Here is a 17,320-nt window from a genome sequence, read left to right on the forward strand (position 1 = left end):
TCCGTTAGCTGAAACGCAAAAATGATACCGCGATTAAGCGCCGAAGTGACAAAGGATTTGCAACAAAAAACCCCGCAGCTCATCAAGAACTACGGGGTTTTTACCACCGAAAGCATTTAGAAGCCGTTAGGCACGTCGCGCATATCCGGCAGCTTGTGGGCGATCCCCTTGTGGCAATCGATACAGGTTTTTCCTTCGGTTATCGCCTTGTCGTGCATCTTCGCCGCCACGGTTTTCTGCGCGGTAAAGTCCATATATTCAAAATTATGGCAGTTGCGACACTCTTGCGAGTCATTGGCCTTCATGCGGGCCCATTCGTTGCTCGCCATCGCCAGCCGGTGCTGATCAAATTTCTGTGGCGTGTCGATCAAACCGAATGCTTTGGCATACAACTCTTTGCTGGCTTTGATCTTACGCAGCATTTTCGGCCCCCACTCATGGGGCACGTGACAATCCGGACAGGTAGCGCGCACGCCGCTGCGGTTGTTGTAATGCACCGTGCCCATATATTCCTCATAGACGTTTTCGCGCATTTCATGACAGCCGATACAGAACTGCTCGGTATTCGCCGCCTCCATGCCGGTATTGAAACCGCCCCAGAAGATGATGCCGGCACCAAAGCCCAGCAACAACAGCGTACCCAGCGCCAGACGACTAGGCCTGCGCCACCAGCGCCATAACCGCAGCAGCCGACCGGGCTTTTTTTCAGTGGTGGTGTGTTGGTCTTCGCTCATAGCTCCCCCGCTTAGTGCCCAAAGCCCGGCATGGGCTGGAAATCATTGCCGACAATCGGCGCCGCGTCGGTTTGCGGTACGTGACACTGCAGACAGAAATAACGACGCGGTGCGACTTCACTCAGCACCTTGCCGTCCCGGTCCATAAAATGCGTCGGACTGATACGCGGCGCACCGGTGGTACGGTAATGTTCCACGCCGTGGCACTGCAGGCAACGGTTGGTGTTCTTGCTGATCTGATAGCCATCAACGCTGTGCGGGATCATCGGTGGCTGATTGACGTAGTTCAGCGCCATCCGTTCCTGCTGTTTCGGCATCGAGATCGGCCCGCTGACAGTCCCGGACACTTCCGGGGACTTACTGAGATCGACATCACCAGCAGCAAACGCCAGACCGGCGAAGGCCAGCGATAACAAGGTAACCCACAGGGCAAGCGTCTTTTTCACAACAGGGCTTTTCATTTTTATTTGGCTCCCGGGTAATAAAATGGGGTGTTCATCGTGCAATTCGTCCGCCTCATACCTTCTGCAACTTCACCGCACATTTCTTGAAGTCGACTTCCTTGGAAAGCGGATCGGTAGCATCCAGCGTCAGGTTGTTCACCAACTGCGCTGCATCAAAGAACGGCATATACACCAGTCCTCTTGGCGGACGGTTACGGCCACGGGTTTCGACCGTGCTGATCAATTCGCCACGGCGCGACAGCACCTTGACCTTCTCGCCACGGCGCAGGTTGCGGCTTTTGGCGTCCAGCGGATGAATAAACAGCACCGCTTCCGGGAAGGCCCGATGCAACTCCGGCACCCGGCGGGTCATCGAACCGGTATGCCAATGCTCCAGCACCCGACCGGTGGATAACCAAAGGTCGTATTCACTGTCCGGGCTTTCCGCCGCAGGTTCGAACGGCAGTGCGAAGATCACCGCCTTGCCGTCCGGTTTGCCGTAGAAACGCACTTCTTCCCCGGCTTTCACATAAGGATCGGTACCTTCGCGATAACGCCACAGCGTCTCTTTGCCCTCCACCACCGGCCAGCGCAGACCACGAGCCTGATGGTAGCTATCAAACGGCGCCAGATCGTGACCATGACCGCGCCCAAAACCGGCATATTCTTCAAACAGCCCTTTTTGCAGATAGAAACCGAAGTCGCGCGCCTCGTCGTTCAACTGGTCCGCCGGGATTTCAGTCAGCGGGTATTTGTTGACCTCACCATTGGCGAACAGCACGTCGTACAGCGTTTTGCCGCGATATTCCGGTTTCTGTGCCAGTAATTCTTCCGGCCACACTTCTTCTACCTTAAAGCGCTTGGAGAACTCCACCAGTTGCCACAGATCAGATTTGGCCTCGCCCGGCGCTTTCACCTGCTGACGCCAGAACTGGGTGCGGCGCTCCGCATTGCCGTAGGCGCCCTCTTTCTCCACCCACATGGCGGTCGGCAGGATCAGATCGGCAGCCAGGGCGCTGACGGTCGGGTAAGGATCCGACACCACCACAAAGTTGCGCGCATCGCGCCAGCCCGGCATACGGTCTTCATTGATGTTCGGCCCGGCCTGCATGTTGTTGTTGCACATCACCCAGTAGGCGTTCAGCGTGCCGTCTTTCAGCGCGCGGTCTTGCGCTACCGCATGCAGCCCGACTTTAGCCGGGATGGTGCCGGCCGGCAGTTGCCATTTCTGTTCGGCTGTCTGGCGGTGCTTTTCGTTGGTGACCACCATGTCGGCCGGCAGACGGTGAGCAAAAGTCCCCACTTCACGCGCGGTACCGCAGGCGGAAGGCTGGCCGGTCAGTGAGAAAGGTCCACAGCCCGGTTTGGAGATCTTGCCGGTTAACAGGTGCAGGTTGTAACACAGGTTATTGGCCCACACGCCGCGCGTGTGCTGGTTAAAGCCCATGGTCCAGTACGACACAACCTTGATATTCGGATCGGCATACAGCTTGGCCAGCGCTTCCAGTTGGTCTTCCGGCACGCCGCTCATTTTCGACGTTTTTTCCAGCGTGTATTCCGCCACGAAGGTCTTGTATTCCTCGAAGCTCATCGGATCCGAAGCGTCGCTGCCCGGGTTTTTCGCCGCTTTTTCCAGTGGGTCAGTCGGACGCAGGCCGTAGCCGATATCCGTCGCCCCACGGCGGAAGTTAACGTGTCGATTCAGGAAGTCCTGATCCACCGCGTTGTTTTGAATGATGTAATTGGCGATATAGTTCATGATCGCCAGATCGGTCTGCGGCGTGAACACCATGCCGTTATCCGCCAGCTCGAAGCTGCGATGCTCAAAGGTCGACAGCACCGATACGTTGACTTTCTCGTTGCTCAGGCGACGGTCGGTAATACGCGACCACAGGATCGGGTGCATTTCCGCCATGTTGGAACCCCACAACACGAAGGCGTCGGCCTGCTCGATATCGTCATAGCAGCCCATAGGTTCGTCCATGCCGAAGGTGCGCATAAAGCCCACCACCGCGGAAGCCATACAGTGCCGAGCGTTCGGATCCAGGTTATTGGAGCGCAGGCCGGCTTTCAGTAGTTTGGCGGCGGCATAGCCTTCCCACACCGTCCACTGGCCGGAGCCGAACATGCCAACCGCGTCTGGGCCCTTCTCTTTCAGGGCCTGCTTGAACTTTTCGGCCATGATGTCGAACGCCTGCTGCCAGCTGACCGGCGTGAACTCGCCTTCTTTGTGGTACTGGCCGTCTTTCATGCGCAGCAGTGGCTGAGTCAGACGATCTTTGCCGTACATGATTTTTGGCAGGAAGTAGCCTTTGATGCAGCTCAACCCACGGTTGACCGCCGCTTCCGGATCGCCCTGTGAGGCCACAATGCGGCCATTCTGGGTGCCAACCAGCACGCCGCAGCCGGTACCGCAGAAACGACAGGGCGCTTTGTCCCATTTGATAGAGTCAGCGCTGCCGGCCACTGCCTGCGCCACCGTAGGAATAGTCAGCCCGGCGGCTGCCGCAGCGGCTACCGCGGCGTTTGCTTTCATGAAGTCTCGACGACTGAGTTTCATGGCGTTACCTCACCTTGAGTGTCCTGCTGGTGATAAACCAGCGATACCGCCAGCACGCCATCCAGATTGCGTACCGACTCAATTTTTTCCAGCAGCTGATGAGAACAAGCCGCCTGCATCACTACCACCAGCTTGCCGTGCTGCGGATCCTGCGCCGGGATTTCCGTGTCCGTTATCGCCAGCAAGGCCGTTATCAGTCGTGGAATTTTTTCCGGTCGCGCCTGCACTACCAGCCCGCTGACGTGCCATTCGCTATTCATTATTATTTTCGCTCCGGGTTAAGGTGACGGCGTCGGCCGGACAACCGGCGACACAGGCGCCACAGCCATTGCAGGCCGCGATGTCCAGCGTCGGTTGTGCCATTTCGCCCAGACGTGGCCGAAAGCGGATCGCCTGAGTCTCACAGCTATCCTGGCAACTGCGACATTCCACGCCCCGCTGCGCCAGACAGGCGCTACCGAATACCGCATGTTGCCGCCAGGGGGTTTCTGCCAACGGGCGAAATAGCGGTTCTTCGCAGGCCTGTACGCAGAGCCCGCAAAACGTGCATTCCGCTCGCTGAAAATCAATTTCGGGAAAACCGCCGCTGCCGCCGATCAGCACCCCGGTTTCGCAGGCGCGAACGCAGGCCTGGCAGCGAGTGCAACCGGCAATAAAAAGGGATTCTTGCAGCGACCACGGGGGGCGGATCGCTGCGGTTGGCTGACGCCATTGTCCACCGAGCAGTTTGCGCCGTGACAATACGGTCATACGGTTTTTCCTCGACATTGCAAACACGCCATCGCGCGTAATAAATAAAACCTGTTTTTGTATTGTTATTGTAGTCATTGCCAGGGAATTTCCCGTTGCCGCCATAACGTGAAAGACGACAGGAATAAACCCTGAGAAAGACGGGGGTAAGATAAGGGGATCGCTGGGGGTATATAATTACCCTAAAGGGGTAAATGCGGGGGTAGCTTGCGCCAGATCAATCTATTTCCGCTCTCAATGGGTTATCGGCCGCAGGAACGCCAGTCAGACGCTATCTAGTTGATTATATAGCGTCTGAATTTTGTGGTGATGCAGACCAACTTAATGCAAAACGCAGTGCATTTTAGTTGCAAAACTTATAATTTTGCTTTCGAATGAAACCCGGCGATGCTCATCGCCCACCAGAAAAGGATGCATGATTGCTTGTTAAACGTTCAGTGACCAGCAGCCTGGCCAAGGCGCTGTTTTGCATTGTAATTTTGTCCGTGCTCTCCACCGGGCTGGCGCTGACCACCGTTGCTGACAGCCTGCGCGACGCCGAAGCGGTTAACATTGCCGGTTCACTGCGCATGCAGAGCTACCGGCTGGCCTACGATCTCACCCGCCCGGCTCCGGAGCTGGAGCAGCACCTGTTGCAGTATCAGCAATCGCTGCAGGCCCCGGCATTACAAAAGCTGGACCGTTTTTACGTGCCCGAGGAGGTGCGGGAAAAGTACCTGTCGCTGCAGCATGCCTGGCAACCGCTGGCGCAGCAGATCCGGGCCGGCCAGTCGGTCGACTATCAGGCCAATATCGCCGGCTATGTTAACCAGATTGACCATTTTGTGTTGGCGCTACAGCGTTATTCCGAGCTGAAACTTACCATCGTGGCGGCCATTAGCGTGCTGGGCTTTATCGCCATTATCGGCCTGGTGCTGTTTTGCATCCGTTTTATGCGCCGTCAGGTCGTGGCACCGCTGAAACACCTGGTAGATGCCAGCCAGCGCGTGCAACAGCGGGACTTTAACCACCCGCCGCTGGATACCGCCCTGCCGAACGAACTCGGGGTACTGTCGCAGGCCTTTACCGCCATGTCGGGCGATCTGGCCAAGTTATATAACTCGCTGGAGCAGAAAGTGCAGTTAAAAACCCAGCGGCTGCAACAGGCGAACAAGACGCTGGAGGTGCTGTACAACTGCTCGCAAGCGTTGAGCGTGCGGCAGATAGACCAGCAGGCATTCGAACAGATCCTGCATATCGTGCGCCAAAGCGAAGATTTGCACTGCATCCGGCTAAACGTGGCGGACAACCTCAGCGAATGGCAATTGCGCAGCGGTAGCCCTTCGCCGACGCTGGCGTGGCAATCGTTGACCATCATCCAGGGCGACAAACCGCTGGGTGAACTGAGCTGGCAGCATCAGGATCATCCGCCACACCCACATCTGATGCAAAGCGTGGCCAACATGCTGAGTCGAGGGGTTTATTTTAACCGGGCGCAGAAACAGCATATGCAATTCTTGCTGATGGAAGAACGCGCCACCATCGCCCGGGAGCTGCACGATTCTCTGGCACAGGCCCTGTCATTCCTGCGTATTCAGTTAACCCTGCTCAAGCGCAAACTGGCGGGCAGTGCCCCTGAAGCCCAAGAGATCATTACCGATTTTGACCAGGCGCTGGCCGATGCCTATCGTCAGTTGCGCGAGTTGCTGACCACCTTCCGCCTCAACATTCAGGAGGCCGATTTGAACACCGCGCTGCAGCAGTTGCTGGCGCCATTAAAGGTTCTTACCGACGCACGGATTCAGTTACACTGTCGGCTTTCTTCCCAGGCGCTCAATGCCCAGCAGCAGGTGCATGCGCTGCAGATTGTGCGCGAAGCGGTGCTCAACGCCATCAAACATGCCGGAGCACAGGAAATCGTGATTCGCTGCGAAATGACGGCCGAGGGGGATAACAGTATCAGCATTGCTGACGACGGCTGCGGCATTGCCAGCCTGAATGAACCTGAAGGCCACTATGGCCTGACCATCATGAGCGAACGCGCTGCGCGACTGGGAGGAACGTTGCGCATCCAGCGGGGTGAGCCGGACGGCACGGAAGTCCGTCTGACATTCCCGCCATAAAATCAGGACTGTTCACCCTTCGTTACGGTTTAGCGAAGTCTAACGGTCATTTCAGGATGTCCGGGGCGCTAATTGCCACTATTTTATAAGAGTCTGTCCCACTGTGAAGCGTGCTGCACAGCGCGTTTGAGTGGCTTTACTCGCTACAGGGAGCATATTTCATGGTGATGAAGAATTACCGAGTGATGATCGTCGACGACCACCCGCTGATGCGCCGCGGAATCAAACAACTGCTGGGGCTGGATCCGCTGTTTACCGTGCTGGCAGAAGCCAGTAACGGTAACGAAGCCATTACGCTTGCGCTGCAACACGCACCGGACGTCATTCTGCTCGATCTGAATATGAAAGGTTTATCCGGTCTGGACACGCTGAAAGCGCTGCGCAATGAAGGCGTGGATGCCCGCATCATCGTGCTGACGGTGTCAGACTCACGCAACGACGTGTATGCGTTGATCGACGCCGGTGCCGACGGCTACCTGCTGAAAGACAGTGAACCGGAACAGTTGCTGGAACACATTCGCGCGGCGGCGGAAGGACAGAACGTGATCAGCGACGCGGTGGCGGACTATCTTTCATCCCGCAGCGAACAGCACGATCCCTTTGCCGAACTGACCGAACGCGAGCTGGACGTGTTACAGGAAGTGGCGCGCGGCCTGTCCAATAAACAGGTAGCGGCGCAATTGCACATTTCTGAAGAGACGGTAAAAGTGCATATCCGCAACATGCTACGCAAGCTGGACGTGCGTTCACGCGTGGCGGCCACGGTGATGTATCTGGAGCACAAGAGTCATTAATACTTCCCCGGCACGCCGGGGAGGCTTTATTCAATGGCGGCGAGCAGCGTCTGATGGTGCTGGTTAACCCAGCCCTTGTTGATCGGCCCCCAATTTTCCAGCTGGTAGAAACCGTCGTTATTACGCACACCCTGCTGAACAAACTGCAACTCTACCCCCAGACCTGGCAAGGCTTTCAACACGTCCTGCAGAGTACGGCGCGGCCAGCCGGTCAACTCCATCAGTCGTGGCACGTTGGGCCGTTCGCTGTGGCTGATCAGCCAGCACAGATAAAGACGGCGGGCAAATACCGGGTTAATTTCCATGCCTTGCTCCTGCTTTAATATGAGTCCTGATGATTTCCCGTGAACCCTGATCGGTCAGGCCCTTGATAGTAATAAATTTGTCTTAATGGCGTAATTAACAGCAATAGCAGCACCATTGCAGGTTTCTACTACCGTTATTTACATTATCTCCTTTTTTTCTCCACGCTTTACTCCCCCTACCCGAGTAAAGTGCATAAGCGCCGGAATCCTTCCCAGCCGCTGATAAACGCAATTCCGATGCGTCTTAAAGATAGAACAAGTCATAACGAGGTTCGCGCTGCATGGCCAATTTTTTTATTGATCGCCCGATTTTCGCCTGGGTTCTGGCAATTATTCTTTGCCTGACCGGCGCCTTGGCGATTTCTTCCTTACCGGTAGAACAGTACCCGAACCTGGCACCGCCGAACGTGCGCATTAGTGCCAACTACCCCGGAGCCTCGGCGCAAACGCTGGAAAACACCGTCACCCAGATTATCGAACAGAACATGACCGGTCTGGACAACATGATGTACATGTCGTCGCAGAGTACCAACACCGGGCGTGCCACGGTAACGCTGACCTTTGAGGCCGGCACCGATCCCAACGAGGCGATGCAGCAGGTGCAAAACCAGCTGCAGGCGGCGATTAAGCGACTGCCACAGGCCGTGCAAACCCAGGGCGTGACGGTCTCGAAATCCGGCGACACCACGCTGATGATGGTGGCCTTTGTCTCCACCGACGGCAGCATGGACAAGCAGGACATTGCCGATTACATCGTTTCCAACCTGCAGGATCCACTCAGCCGCATCAACGGCGTGGGCAGCATGGACGTTTACGGTTCGCAATATGCCATGCGTATTTGGCTCGATGCCAACAAGCTCAACAGCTACCAGCTCACCACCCAGGACGTGGTTACCGCGATCAAATCACAGAACGCCCAGGTGGCCGTCGGTCAGCTCGGCGGCACACCGTCCGTGGATAAACAGGCACTCAACGCCACCATCAACGCCCAGTCTCAGCTACAAACGCCGGAACAGTTCAAACAAATCACCCTGCGGGTCAACCAGGACGGTTCACTGGTGACATTGGGTGATGTTTCCACCATCGAGCTGGGCGGCGAGAACTATGACTATCTCAGTCGCTATAACGGCATGCAAGCCGCCGGCATGAACATCAAGCTGGCCTCCGGTGCCAACGAACTGCAAACCGACCAGTTGGTGAAAGACAAAATTGCCGAGCTGTCACAGTATTTCCCGCACGGGCTGGAGGCGAAGGTCGCCTACGAGACGACTCCGTTCGTTAAAGCCTCAATCAAAGACGTGGTAAAAACCCTGCTGGAAGCCATTTTGCTGGTGTTCCTGGTGATGTATCTGTTCCTGCAGAACTTCCGTGCCACGCTGATCCCGACCATTGCCGTGCCGGTGGTGCTGATGGGCACCTTTGCCATTCTTTCGGCCTGCGGATTCAGTATCAATACCCTGACCATGTTCGCCATGGTGCTGGCCATCGGGCTGCTGGTGGATGACGCCATCGTGGTGGTGGAAAACGTCGAACGTGTGATGAGCGAAGAAGGCCTGTCGCCCCGGGATGCCACACGAAAATCCATGGGGCAGATCCAGAGTGCGTTGGTCGGTATCGCCATGGTGCTGTCGGCGGTGTTTATCCCGATGGCGTTCTTCGGCGGCACCACCGGTGCCATCTACCGCCAGTTCTCGATCACCATTGTTTCTGCCATGGTGCTGTCCGTGCTGGTGGCGATGATCCTGACCCCTGCCCTGTGCGCGACCCTGCTCAAACCGATCGCCAAAGGTCACCATCACGGCAAACGCGGCTTCTTCGGCTGGTTTAACCGCATGTTCAACCGCAACGCCGATCGCTACGAGCGCGGTGTGGCACGGGTTCTGCACGCAAGCACCCGCTATATGGTGATTTACCTGCTGCTGCTGGGGGGCATGGCGTTGCTGTTTATCAAGCTGCCAACCTCGTTCCTGCCGCAGGAAGACCGTGGAGTGTTCACCGTACAGGTGCAGTTGCCGCCGGGATCGACCCAGCAGCAGACCACCAAGGTGGTGGAAAAAGTTGAGCAATACTTCCTGACCAAAGAGAAGCAGGACGTGCTGTCGGTGTTTTCCACCATCGGCGCCGGGCCTGGCGGTAACGGGCAAAACGTGGCGCGTATGTTTATTCGGTTGAAAGACTGGGATCTGCGCACCTCGGGTGCCAACAGCTCTTTCGATATCATCAATCGCGCCACCCACGAATTTAACAAGATTAACGAGGCGCGGGTGATTGCCAGCAGCCCACCGGCGATCACCGGGCTGGGTAACTCCTCCGGTTTCGATATGGAACTGGAAGATCATGCCGGGCTGGGTCACGAAAAACTGATGGCAGCGCGCGATCAACTGCTGCAACTGGCCGCCGCCAATCCACTGCTGTCCCGGGTACGCCACAATGGTCTGGATGACAGCCCGCAATTGCAGATTGATATTGACCAACGCAAGGCTCAGGCGCTGGGGGTTTCTATCGATGACATCAACAACACGCTGTCGACCGCCTGGGGTTCAACCTACGTCAACGACTTCGTCGACCGTGGTCGGGTGAAAAAAGTTTATGTGCAGGCTGCCGCGCCGTTCCGCATGTTGCCTGGCGACATCGATAAATGGTTCGTGCGCAACAGCGCGGGCGGTATGGTGCCGTTCACCGCTTTCGCCACCTCTCATTGGGAGTACGGTTCCCCACGTCTGGAGCGTTATAACGGCAACTCGGCGCTGGAGATTGTTGGTGAGGCGGCAGAAGGCGTCAGCAGCGGTACGGCAATGATCGAAATGGAGAAAATTGTCAGCCAGTTACCGACCGGTTTCGGCCTGGAATGGACCGCCATGTCCTATCAGGAACGCCTGTCCGGTTCCCAGGCACCGGCGCTGTACGCCATCTCGCTGCTGGTGGTGTTCCTGTGCCTGGCGGCGCTGTATGAGAGCTGGTCGATTCCGTTCTCGGTGATGCTGGTGGTACCCCTCGGCCTGATTGGTGCCGTTGCGGCGACCTGGCTGCGCGGGCTGGAGAATGACGTTTACTTCCAGGTGGGGATGCTGACCATTATCGGGCTGTCGGCGAAGAACGCCATTTTGATCGTCGAATTCGCCAACGAGCTAAATCAAAAAGGCCAGGATTTGATGGCGGCGACGCTGGAAGCCTCGCGCATGCGTCTGCGGCCGATTCTGATGACCTCACTGGCCTTTATCTTCGGTGTACTGCCGATGACCATCAGCAGCGGTGCCGGCTCAGGCAGCCAGCATGCAGTAGGCACCGGCGTAATGGGCGGCATGATTTCCGCTACCCTGCTGGCGATATTCTTCGTACCGCTGTTCTTTGTGCTGGTTCGTCGCCGCTTCCCGGGTAAACCCTCCAGGGCGGCCAAACCGCAAGACAGCGCAGAATAGCAGGCAAAAAAAAGCAGCGTCGGGAAACCGATGCTGCTTTATCTCGAACGAGAGTCTCGTTCCCAAGGTGCTTCAATTACCGACAAATCAACCAACCTTGTTTTCAGCCTCAACGCAGTGTCAGTTACCCAACATCTCTTCGATGAAGTCTTTCCAGTTTCCTAACTCACGATCAACCATAATAATTTACAACCTCAATTAATAGACGAAGCGAATTCTACGCCTGTTTTTTGAGCAAGTGAAGGGGGTTGGGAACGATGCCAGCCGCGAAAACCGGGGATAGTGCACATTTTCGTATTTATCTGATCAATCGATAATCCCGGCTATTCCCTTCCGATCTTAATCCGTCCAAGCCAACGCAGAAAAGATCTAACCCGGCCGCTGTTAGCAAACGGCCGGGCTATTGACTCAGCAAAACTTAGAAATCGACGCGTAAGCCGAGGTTATAACGACGGCCCTCCAGCTGCGGATATTCCCCCCAACTGGTGGTGCGTTTTGGCGCGCTATCGAAAATGTTATACACGCCCGCCATCACCTGGGTGTGCTTGTCGAAGTGGTAAATCACCCCGGCATCCAGCAAAGCGTAAGCTCCGTAGCGGGTATGGTCGCCGGTCTCCTCGTTGCGGCTGCGATAATTGACCTTGGACCAGACGTCCAGCGCCGATGCCGCAGCCCACTTGGCGGATAAGTTAGCCATGTGTTTTGGGAAGTCATTTAGCGCATAGCCCTTATTGACACCGTTTTTCTGCTCGCTCTTGTTGAAGGTGTAGTTGGCACTGAGATTCAGACTGTCTGTCGCCTGCCAGTCTGCGTTAAGTTCGACACCGTAAACATTGGCCTTGCCAATATTGAAATACTTATCGATCGATTCGGCGTTATAACCGTTAACCACGCAGGGATGGTTGGCACTCGCCTCACAGATATTCACCTCCGCGATCTTGTCCTTGAAGTCGGTATAAAACACCGTGCCGTCAAAGGAGAGATCGCGATTGTTGTTCCAGTACAGCCCCAGTTCGGTATTCAGGCTGGTTTCCGGCTTCAACTCGCTGTTGCCCACCGACAGATAGGGATAAGGCGGGTTGCTGCCACGCGGCGTAATGAATTGATCGGAGTTTTCCCGCAGCGACGGTTTTTTATAGCCGGAAGAGACGCCGCCCTTCAGTGCCCAGGCTGAATCGAGGATCCAGTTGCCGTAAAGTTTCGGGCTAATGTGGGTGCCAAAGTAATTGTCCCGATCCATACGTGCCGAGGTGGTCAGCGAGAAATCTTCAATGTTCCACTGCCCTTCGGCGAACAGCGCCCAGCCGTCGCGCGAAATTTTGGTGACGGGATCGATGCCCGGCGCCCGTTTGTTGTCGGCATAGAAATCGTCATTCAGCGTTTCACGGCTGTAGTTGGCGCCGAGGGTCAGGTTGTGCTCACCCAGGCTTAGCTTGGCCTGGCTATTCAGCACGTAATTCTCGGTCTGGATATGCTGTGGTGCCAACGTGCTGGTGTGGAAGGTTGATTCGCCTTTTTCGTATTGAAAATAACTGGTGGTGGCGATGCTATCTTCCGCATACCAACCCGAGTGGGTCAGGCTCAGGGCGTCACGATCAAAATCCCAGCCCCAAGGGGTGCCACCGCCTTTCTCCGTCCGGCTGCGTTTTTTCTCCCCTTTCACCAGGTTCAGGTCGAACAGGTTGGTCTCATTGGCGGCAAAACCGAGCGTCATGTCGAGCGACTTTTTGTTGTTCTTGCTGAACGAGTTGGGTTTTTCGTCCTCACGGCGATCGAGGTAATCCGCCGACAGGCTGAGCCCCAGAACATCGGGTATCAGCGGCCCCATCAGGAACAGGTTGGTCTGTTGGGTATTACCGAACTCCTGATGCTGTTGCAGGAAACTGTTTGCGGCAATCGAGCCCATCCATTCCCGTACGCCAAACGGTTTTTTGGTGATGACGTTGACCACGCCGCCGATGGAGTCCGAGCCGTACAGCGATGACATCGGGCCGCGGATCACCTCAATACGATCGATGGCCGCCAACGGCGGTAAAAAGCCGGCTTCGGTGCCAACATTCTGGCCATAGGGACGGGATTCGCCGGTATTCTGCTTAATGCTGTTGACCATGAACGAGGTGTAACTCGAGTCCATACCGCGGATCATGACGTCGCCGGACACCTCAGTGCCAGCACCGTTGCTGACAGACACCCCCGAAATATCCTGAACCGCTTCGGCCACATCGCGGCTGTTCTGCTTCTCGAGCGCCTTGCGATCGATTACCGAAATGCTGGCCGGGGCGTATTTCTTGTTCTGCTTGAATCCGGAGGCGGTGACCACCAGTTGGTCTTCCTGGGAGGCGTTATTTTTCTGTTCTGCCTCCCCTTCCTGCGCGTAAGCCTGAGGGGCAATAATCAATGCCAGAGCCATCGCTTTGGCCATTACGCTGCGTTTTCCCATGTATTGTTTAACACTCATAACCATTCCTAATAAAACCGGTTTCCGATAGGTGATGTAGCCCGCAAAGCGTCCAAAAATGGCTGACGCAGCAGGAGATCGATGGCCTTAGCCAACTCGCTCTGTACGCCAGCGGATAACCGCTGCTGATGGTATTTTTATTTACAATCCTTCACGATTGACGGCGAATATAGCGGATAATCATTCGCATTAAAACGAAATGAAAATTATTACAACAACAAAAATCGCGGGGAACAAGATCGCGCAATGCGGACATATCATGGGGTTATTTTAAATATTTACTTATTTTTCAATAAGAAAAATACATATCTTCATATGATTAATTAAATGATATTGATATTAATTATCAATATCATTAGCATCCTTAAATCGTAAACTGATGTAAAGGAATGTATATGAAGTTGCACCTGTTCACCCCAGGCAAAGGTTTCTCTTTCAGCGCACTGACCTCCGCCATGCTGCTGCTGTCTTGTTCAACGCTGGCCGCTGAGCTGCCAGAAAGCCATTTCCAGGCCAAACCGGTGGGATACGGCCTGTATGAGTTGGCATTTGATGGACAAAACAGCACCTTGTTTGCCGCTTCTACGCCTTCATTCGCCAAAGGAAAAAACAGCGGGATTGTTTACCGTATCAATCCGGCCACGCTGGCTACAGATGGGAAAATCGTCACCCAACGTCGTGCCTTCGCCACCGCGCTGGATGAAGAACGGCATGTCCTGTACATCGGCAACACCGTGGACGGTTCAGTAACCATGATCGATACCCAGAGCGGTAAAGAACTCGCGACCATCCAGCTCAGTGAAAGCATGAAAGAAGACCAGTTCGTCCCGACGCGTGAAATGGTGCTTGATAAGAAAAATCAGCGTTTGTATGTCTCTGGCACGTCCAAGAAAGGTGTGCTGTGGGTGATCGATACCGCCAAGCGGGAAAAAATTGCCACCCTGAACGACGTCGGCGAATACCCTACCGGCCTTGCCCTGGATACCGAACGTGGCCGCATCTACTGTGTTAATGGCGGCGGCGAACTGATTACCCTGGACGCCAACAGCCACCAGATCCTCAATCGCCTGGTGGTCGAACCCGCCAAGAAACACTTCTTCCTTAACATCAGCCTGGACAGCAAAACCGGTCGCGCCTTCCTCACCGACCCCGACCTGCCTAACGTGCTGGTAGTCGATGTCAACAGCGGCAAAATCCTGCACCAGATTGACGTGAACAACTCACTGGCGGTGCTGTTCAATCCGGCACGCAGCGAGATCTACATCACTCACCGCGAGGCCAAACGCATCAGCATCGTTGACAGCAACAGCTACCAGGTCAAAAACAGCATCGCCACCCACGCTTTGCCTAACAGCCTGGCGCTTTCTGCCGATGGCAATACCCTCTTCGCCAGCATCAAGCAATCCAAGGAAGAGATGGAGAAAAAGCAGGACTATCTGCTCAAGATTAATCTCGGCGGATTGTGAGGCAGGTCATGGCTAGTTTTATGATCCGCCTTTCCGGCGGGGTACTGCTGTGCCTGCCGGTCATGGTGGTACAGGCGGCGGGAACCGGGCAGGCTCCCCGCCCACAGAAAGAAGAAACCCTGGAGGTGGTCGCTTCGCCGTTAAGCGAGGACGGCAGCACTGAAAACACCGGTTCCTACACCACCAGTCAGATGAGCACCGCCACCGGCTTGCCGCTGAGTATCAAGAATACGCCGCAGTCGGTCGCGGTTATCACCCGCCAGCAAATTGACGATATCAACGCGTATTCGCTAAAGGATATCCTGCGCTGGTCCACCGGTGTCAGTGAGAGCAACTACGACAGCGAACGCTCCTCGTTCAATTACCGCGGTTTTAGCGTCGATAACTATCAATATGACGGTGTTCCCACCTTCTTTGATTCGGGTTATTCCGGCGGTGAGTCGGAAATTGACTCGATCACACTGGATCACGTCGAGATCGTCAGGGGGGCCGCCGGCCTGCTGAACGGCGTCGGTAATCCGGGCGCGGCCATCAACCTGGTCAGAAAGAAAGCTTCCAGCCTTTCTCCTTTTGCCCGCGTCGAACTCTCCGCCGGTTCCTGGGATCACTACCGCACTACGGTCGATGTCGGCACACCGCTCAATGACGAAGGCACCGTCAGGGTGCGCATCGCCGCCGCCGGCGAGCGCAGCCACTCATTTATGGACAGGCATCAGGAACGCAAAGGCACCCTCTATGGCACGCTGGAAGCCGATCTGAGTAGCGAGACCTTGCTGCGACTGGGGGCGGATTATCAGCAAAACCGGCCTAAAGCCTCCACCTGGGGCGGTGCCCTGCCAACCGGCTGGTTCAGCGACGGCAGCGAGATCAATTGGGATCGCCACTATAGCGGCGCTTCTGACTGGTCGAGCTGGGACACCACGCTCAGCACTCAGTTCGCTACGCTGGAGCACCAGTTCGAGAACAGCTGGAAAGGCGTGGCCAACTACACCCACAGTCGGCAGGTCTTCGATGCAAAAATGGCGATGAGTCTTGGCGGGCTGATTGATCCGGATACCTGGGCAGTGAAACCTTCCAGCCCTTATGCCGGGCGCTATGAAGGCTACCGGGATCAACATGCGGTAGACCTGAAGCTGAACGGTGATTTCGACCTGCTGGGCCGCAATCACAAATTTGTGGTGGGCAGTTCCTCTGCCTGGCAACACAGCTACAGCACCTATCGTAGCGCCAGCACCTCACAACTGTTTAGCGGCAGCCTGCTGGATTGGAACGGCGGCCTGGGCGACCCCGAGTGGTCAGACAAAATGCCGCAAATGGATTACCGTACGCGGCAAATCGGCTTCTACAGCAGTGCTGACTTTTCGGTCACCGACCGTCTGGATCTGATACTCGGCGCTCGCTTCAACAGCTTTAAAAACACCACCACCAGCACCGCGAACAAAGTCACCCCATTCGTTGGCACGGTCTATAAGCTGACCGATCAGGTCTCTGCCTATGCCAGCTACACCAACATCTTCAAGGATCAGAACTATCTCGACAGCAGCGGCCACTACCTGGCGCCGATCGAAGGGGTGAATAAGGAAGTGGGCATTAAAGCTGCGTTACTCAATGAGCGGCTCAACCTGTCGCTGTCGGCATTCCGCATCACGCAGGACAATCTGGGTGTGCTGGACGAAGACACCAGCAATCTGGACTGGCTGCAGCAGACCTATCATGAGAGCCAGGGCGCCACCAGCAAAGGCGTTGAGTTCGAACTGAACGGTGAACTGGCACAGGGCTGGAACGCACAGTTTGGCATTACCCACTTCTCATTGAAGGACAAGGATAAGGTCGATCTCAACACCGAGCAGCCGCGTACCCGCATCAACCTGTTCACCACCTACCAACTGACGGGTGCCTTGCGCGACCTGACGCTGGGCGGCGGCGCACGCTGGCAGAGCAAGGTTTACGCCAACGTTAACGGGGCCAATAACGGTGAAATGGTCAATCGCAAAGCCGAACAAGGGTCTTACGTTCTGGTCGATGCGATGGCGCGTTACAGGCTGACGCCGCAAACTGCGGTGCAACTTAACCTGAACAACGTTTTCGACCAGAAATACTACTCACAGGTTAATTTCTACAGTACCCGCAACTATGGCGAGCCGCGTAACTTCATGCTGACGCTCAAACACGAGTTCTGATTATCTACAGTAACCCGTTGAAAAGCCAGTTATTATGGGGAGCGTGCCGAAGGGGTCGTAGCAGCTTTAGCTGCCGGAGCGCCCCTCGGTGCGCTAGGCCCGGGTATCT

At 55.8% G+C, this 17,320-nt stretch carries 13 protein-coding genes; 5 read left to right on the top strand and 8 right to left on the bottom strand.

All coding sequences use genetic code 11. The features are described 5' to 3' along the window. Positions 1-116 precede the first annotated feature (116 nt). Genes napC through napF form a run of 5 tightly spaced genes read right to left on the bottom strand, consistent with a single transcriptional unit; the run spans position 117 to position 4,487 of the window. A complete protein-coding gene (gene napC, locus QOT07_RS18325) occupies positions 117-734 on the bottom strand; it encodes a cytochrome c-type protein NapC (protein ID WP_085118070.1) in 618 nt (205 codons plus the stop codon). Between the two features lie 11 nt (positions 735-745). Next, positions 746-1,195 carry a nitrate reductase cytochrome c-type subunit gene (gene napB, locus QOT07_RS18330; protein ID WP_099062552.1) on the bottom strand — a complete coding sequence of 150 codons (450 nt, stop codon included), beginning with the start codon at positions 1,193-1,195 and terminating at the stop codon, positions 746-748. Between the two features lie 55 nt (positions 1,196-1,250). Continuing rightward, complete coding sequence (napA, locus tag QOT07_RS18335) at positions 1,251-3,737, bottom strand: nitrate reductase catalytic subunit NapA (RefSeq protein ID WP_283603708.1); 2,487 nt, start codon at positions 3,735-3,737, stop codon at positions 1,251-1,253. After that, positions 3,734-4,000: a chaperone NapD gene (napD, locus tag QOT07_RS18340; RefSeq protein ID WP_176980464.1), complete on the bottom strand. Its 267-nt coding sequence runs from the start codon at positions 3,998-4,000 to the stop codon at positions 3,734-3,736. The genes napA and napD overlap by 4 nt, the downstream gene beginning before the upstream one ends. Further along, positions 3,990-4,487 carry a ferredoxin-type protein NapF gene (gene napF / locus QOT07_RS18345; protein ID WP_099062555.1) on the bottom strand — a complete coding sequence of 166 codons (498 nt, stop codon included), beginning with the start codon at positions 4,485-4,487 and terminating at the stop codon, positions 3,990-3,992. The genes napD and napF overlap by 11 nt, the downstream gene beginning before the upstream one ends. Positions 4,488-4,906: 419 nt before the next feature. Here napF and narQ point away from each other — a divergent pair, with 419 nt between their 5' ends. Next, entirely contained in the window at positions 4,907-6,589 is a 1,683-nt protein-coding gene (narQ, locus tag QOT07_RS18350; protein WP_283603709.1) for a nitrate/nitrite two-component system sensor histidine kinase NarQ, read from the top strand. Positions 6,590-6,750: 161 nt separating this feature from the next. After that, complete coding sequence (gene narL / locus QOT07_RS18355) at positions 6,751-7,383, top strand: two-component system response regulator NarL (RefSeq protein WP_085118079.1); 633 nt, start codon at positions 6,751-6,753, stop codon at positions 7,381-7,383. A gap of 26 nt (positions 7,384-7,409) precedes the next feature. On the opposite strand, the gene QOT07_RS18360 is transcribed toward narL, so the two are convergent. Next, positions 7,410-7,688 carry a winged helix-turn-helix domain-containing protein gene (locus QOT07_RS18360; RefSeq protein ID WP_099062557.1) on the bottom strand — a complete coding sequence of 93 codons (279 nt, stop codon included), beginning with the start codon at positions 7,686-7,688 and terminating at the stop codon, positions 7,410-7,412. A gap of 281 nt (positions 7,689-7,969) precedes the next feature. On the opposite strand from QOT07_RS18360, the gene acrD reads away from it, so the two are divergent. Next, on the top strand, positions 7,970-11,107 hold the full coding sequence (gene acrD, locus QOT07_RS18365) for a multidrug efflux RND transporter permease AcrD (RefSeq protein WP_099062558.1): 3,138 nt from the start codon (positions 7,970-7,972) through the stop codon (positions 11,105-11,107). Between the two features lie 120 nt (positions 11,108-11,227). Here the strand turns inward: acrD and ypfM are convergent, their stop codons facing one another. After that, positions 11,228-11,287 (bottom strand): protein YpfM, encoded by a 60-nt coding sequence (gene ypfM / locus QOT07_RS18370; protein WP_112349006.1) that lies wholly within the window; start codon positions 11,285-11,287, stop codon positions 11,228-11,230. 238 nt (positions 11,288-11,525) lie between these two features. Next, the gene (locus QOT07_RS18375; protein WP_099062559.1) at positions 11,526-13,565 is read right to left on the bottom strand and encodes a TonB-dependent receptor domain-containing protein; all 2,040 of its coding nucleotides are present in this window, start codon (positions 13,563-13,565) and stop codon (positions 11,526-11,528) included. Between the two features lie 395 nt (positions 13,566-13,960). Between QOT07_RS18375 and yncE the strand changes: the two genes are divergently transcribed. Together yncE and QOT07_RS18385 are read left to right on the top strand one after the other, a co-directional pair. Then, positions 13,961-15,031: a 7-bladed beta-propeller protein YncE gene (gene yncE / locus QOT07_RS18380; protein WP_283603710.1), complete on the top strand. Its 1,071-nt coding sequence runs from the start codon at positions 13,961-13,963 to the stop codon at positions 15,029-15,031. Between the two features lie 8 nt (positions 15,032-15,039). Next, positions 15,040-17,211: a TonB-dependent siderophore receptor gene (locus QOT07_RS18385; RefSeq protein ID WP_283603711.1), complete on the top strand. Its 2,172-nt coding sequence runs from the start codon at positions 15,040-15,042 to the stop codon at positions 17,209-17,211. Positions 17,212-17,320 lie beyond the last annotated feature (109 nt).

Origin of the sequence: Serratia proteamaculans (genome assembly GCF_949794035.1) — a bacterium.
Taxonomy (GTDB): Bacteria; Pseudomonadota; Gammaproteobacteria; order Enterobacterales; family Enterobacteriaceae; genus Serratia; species Serratia proteamaculans.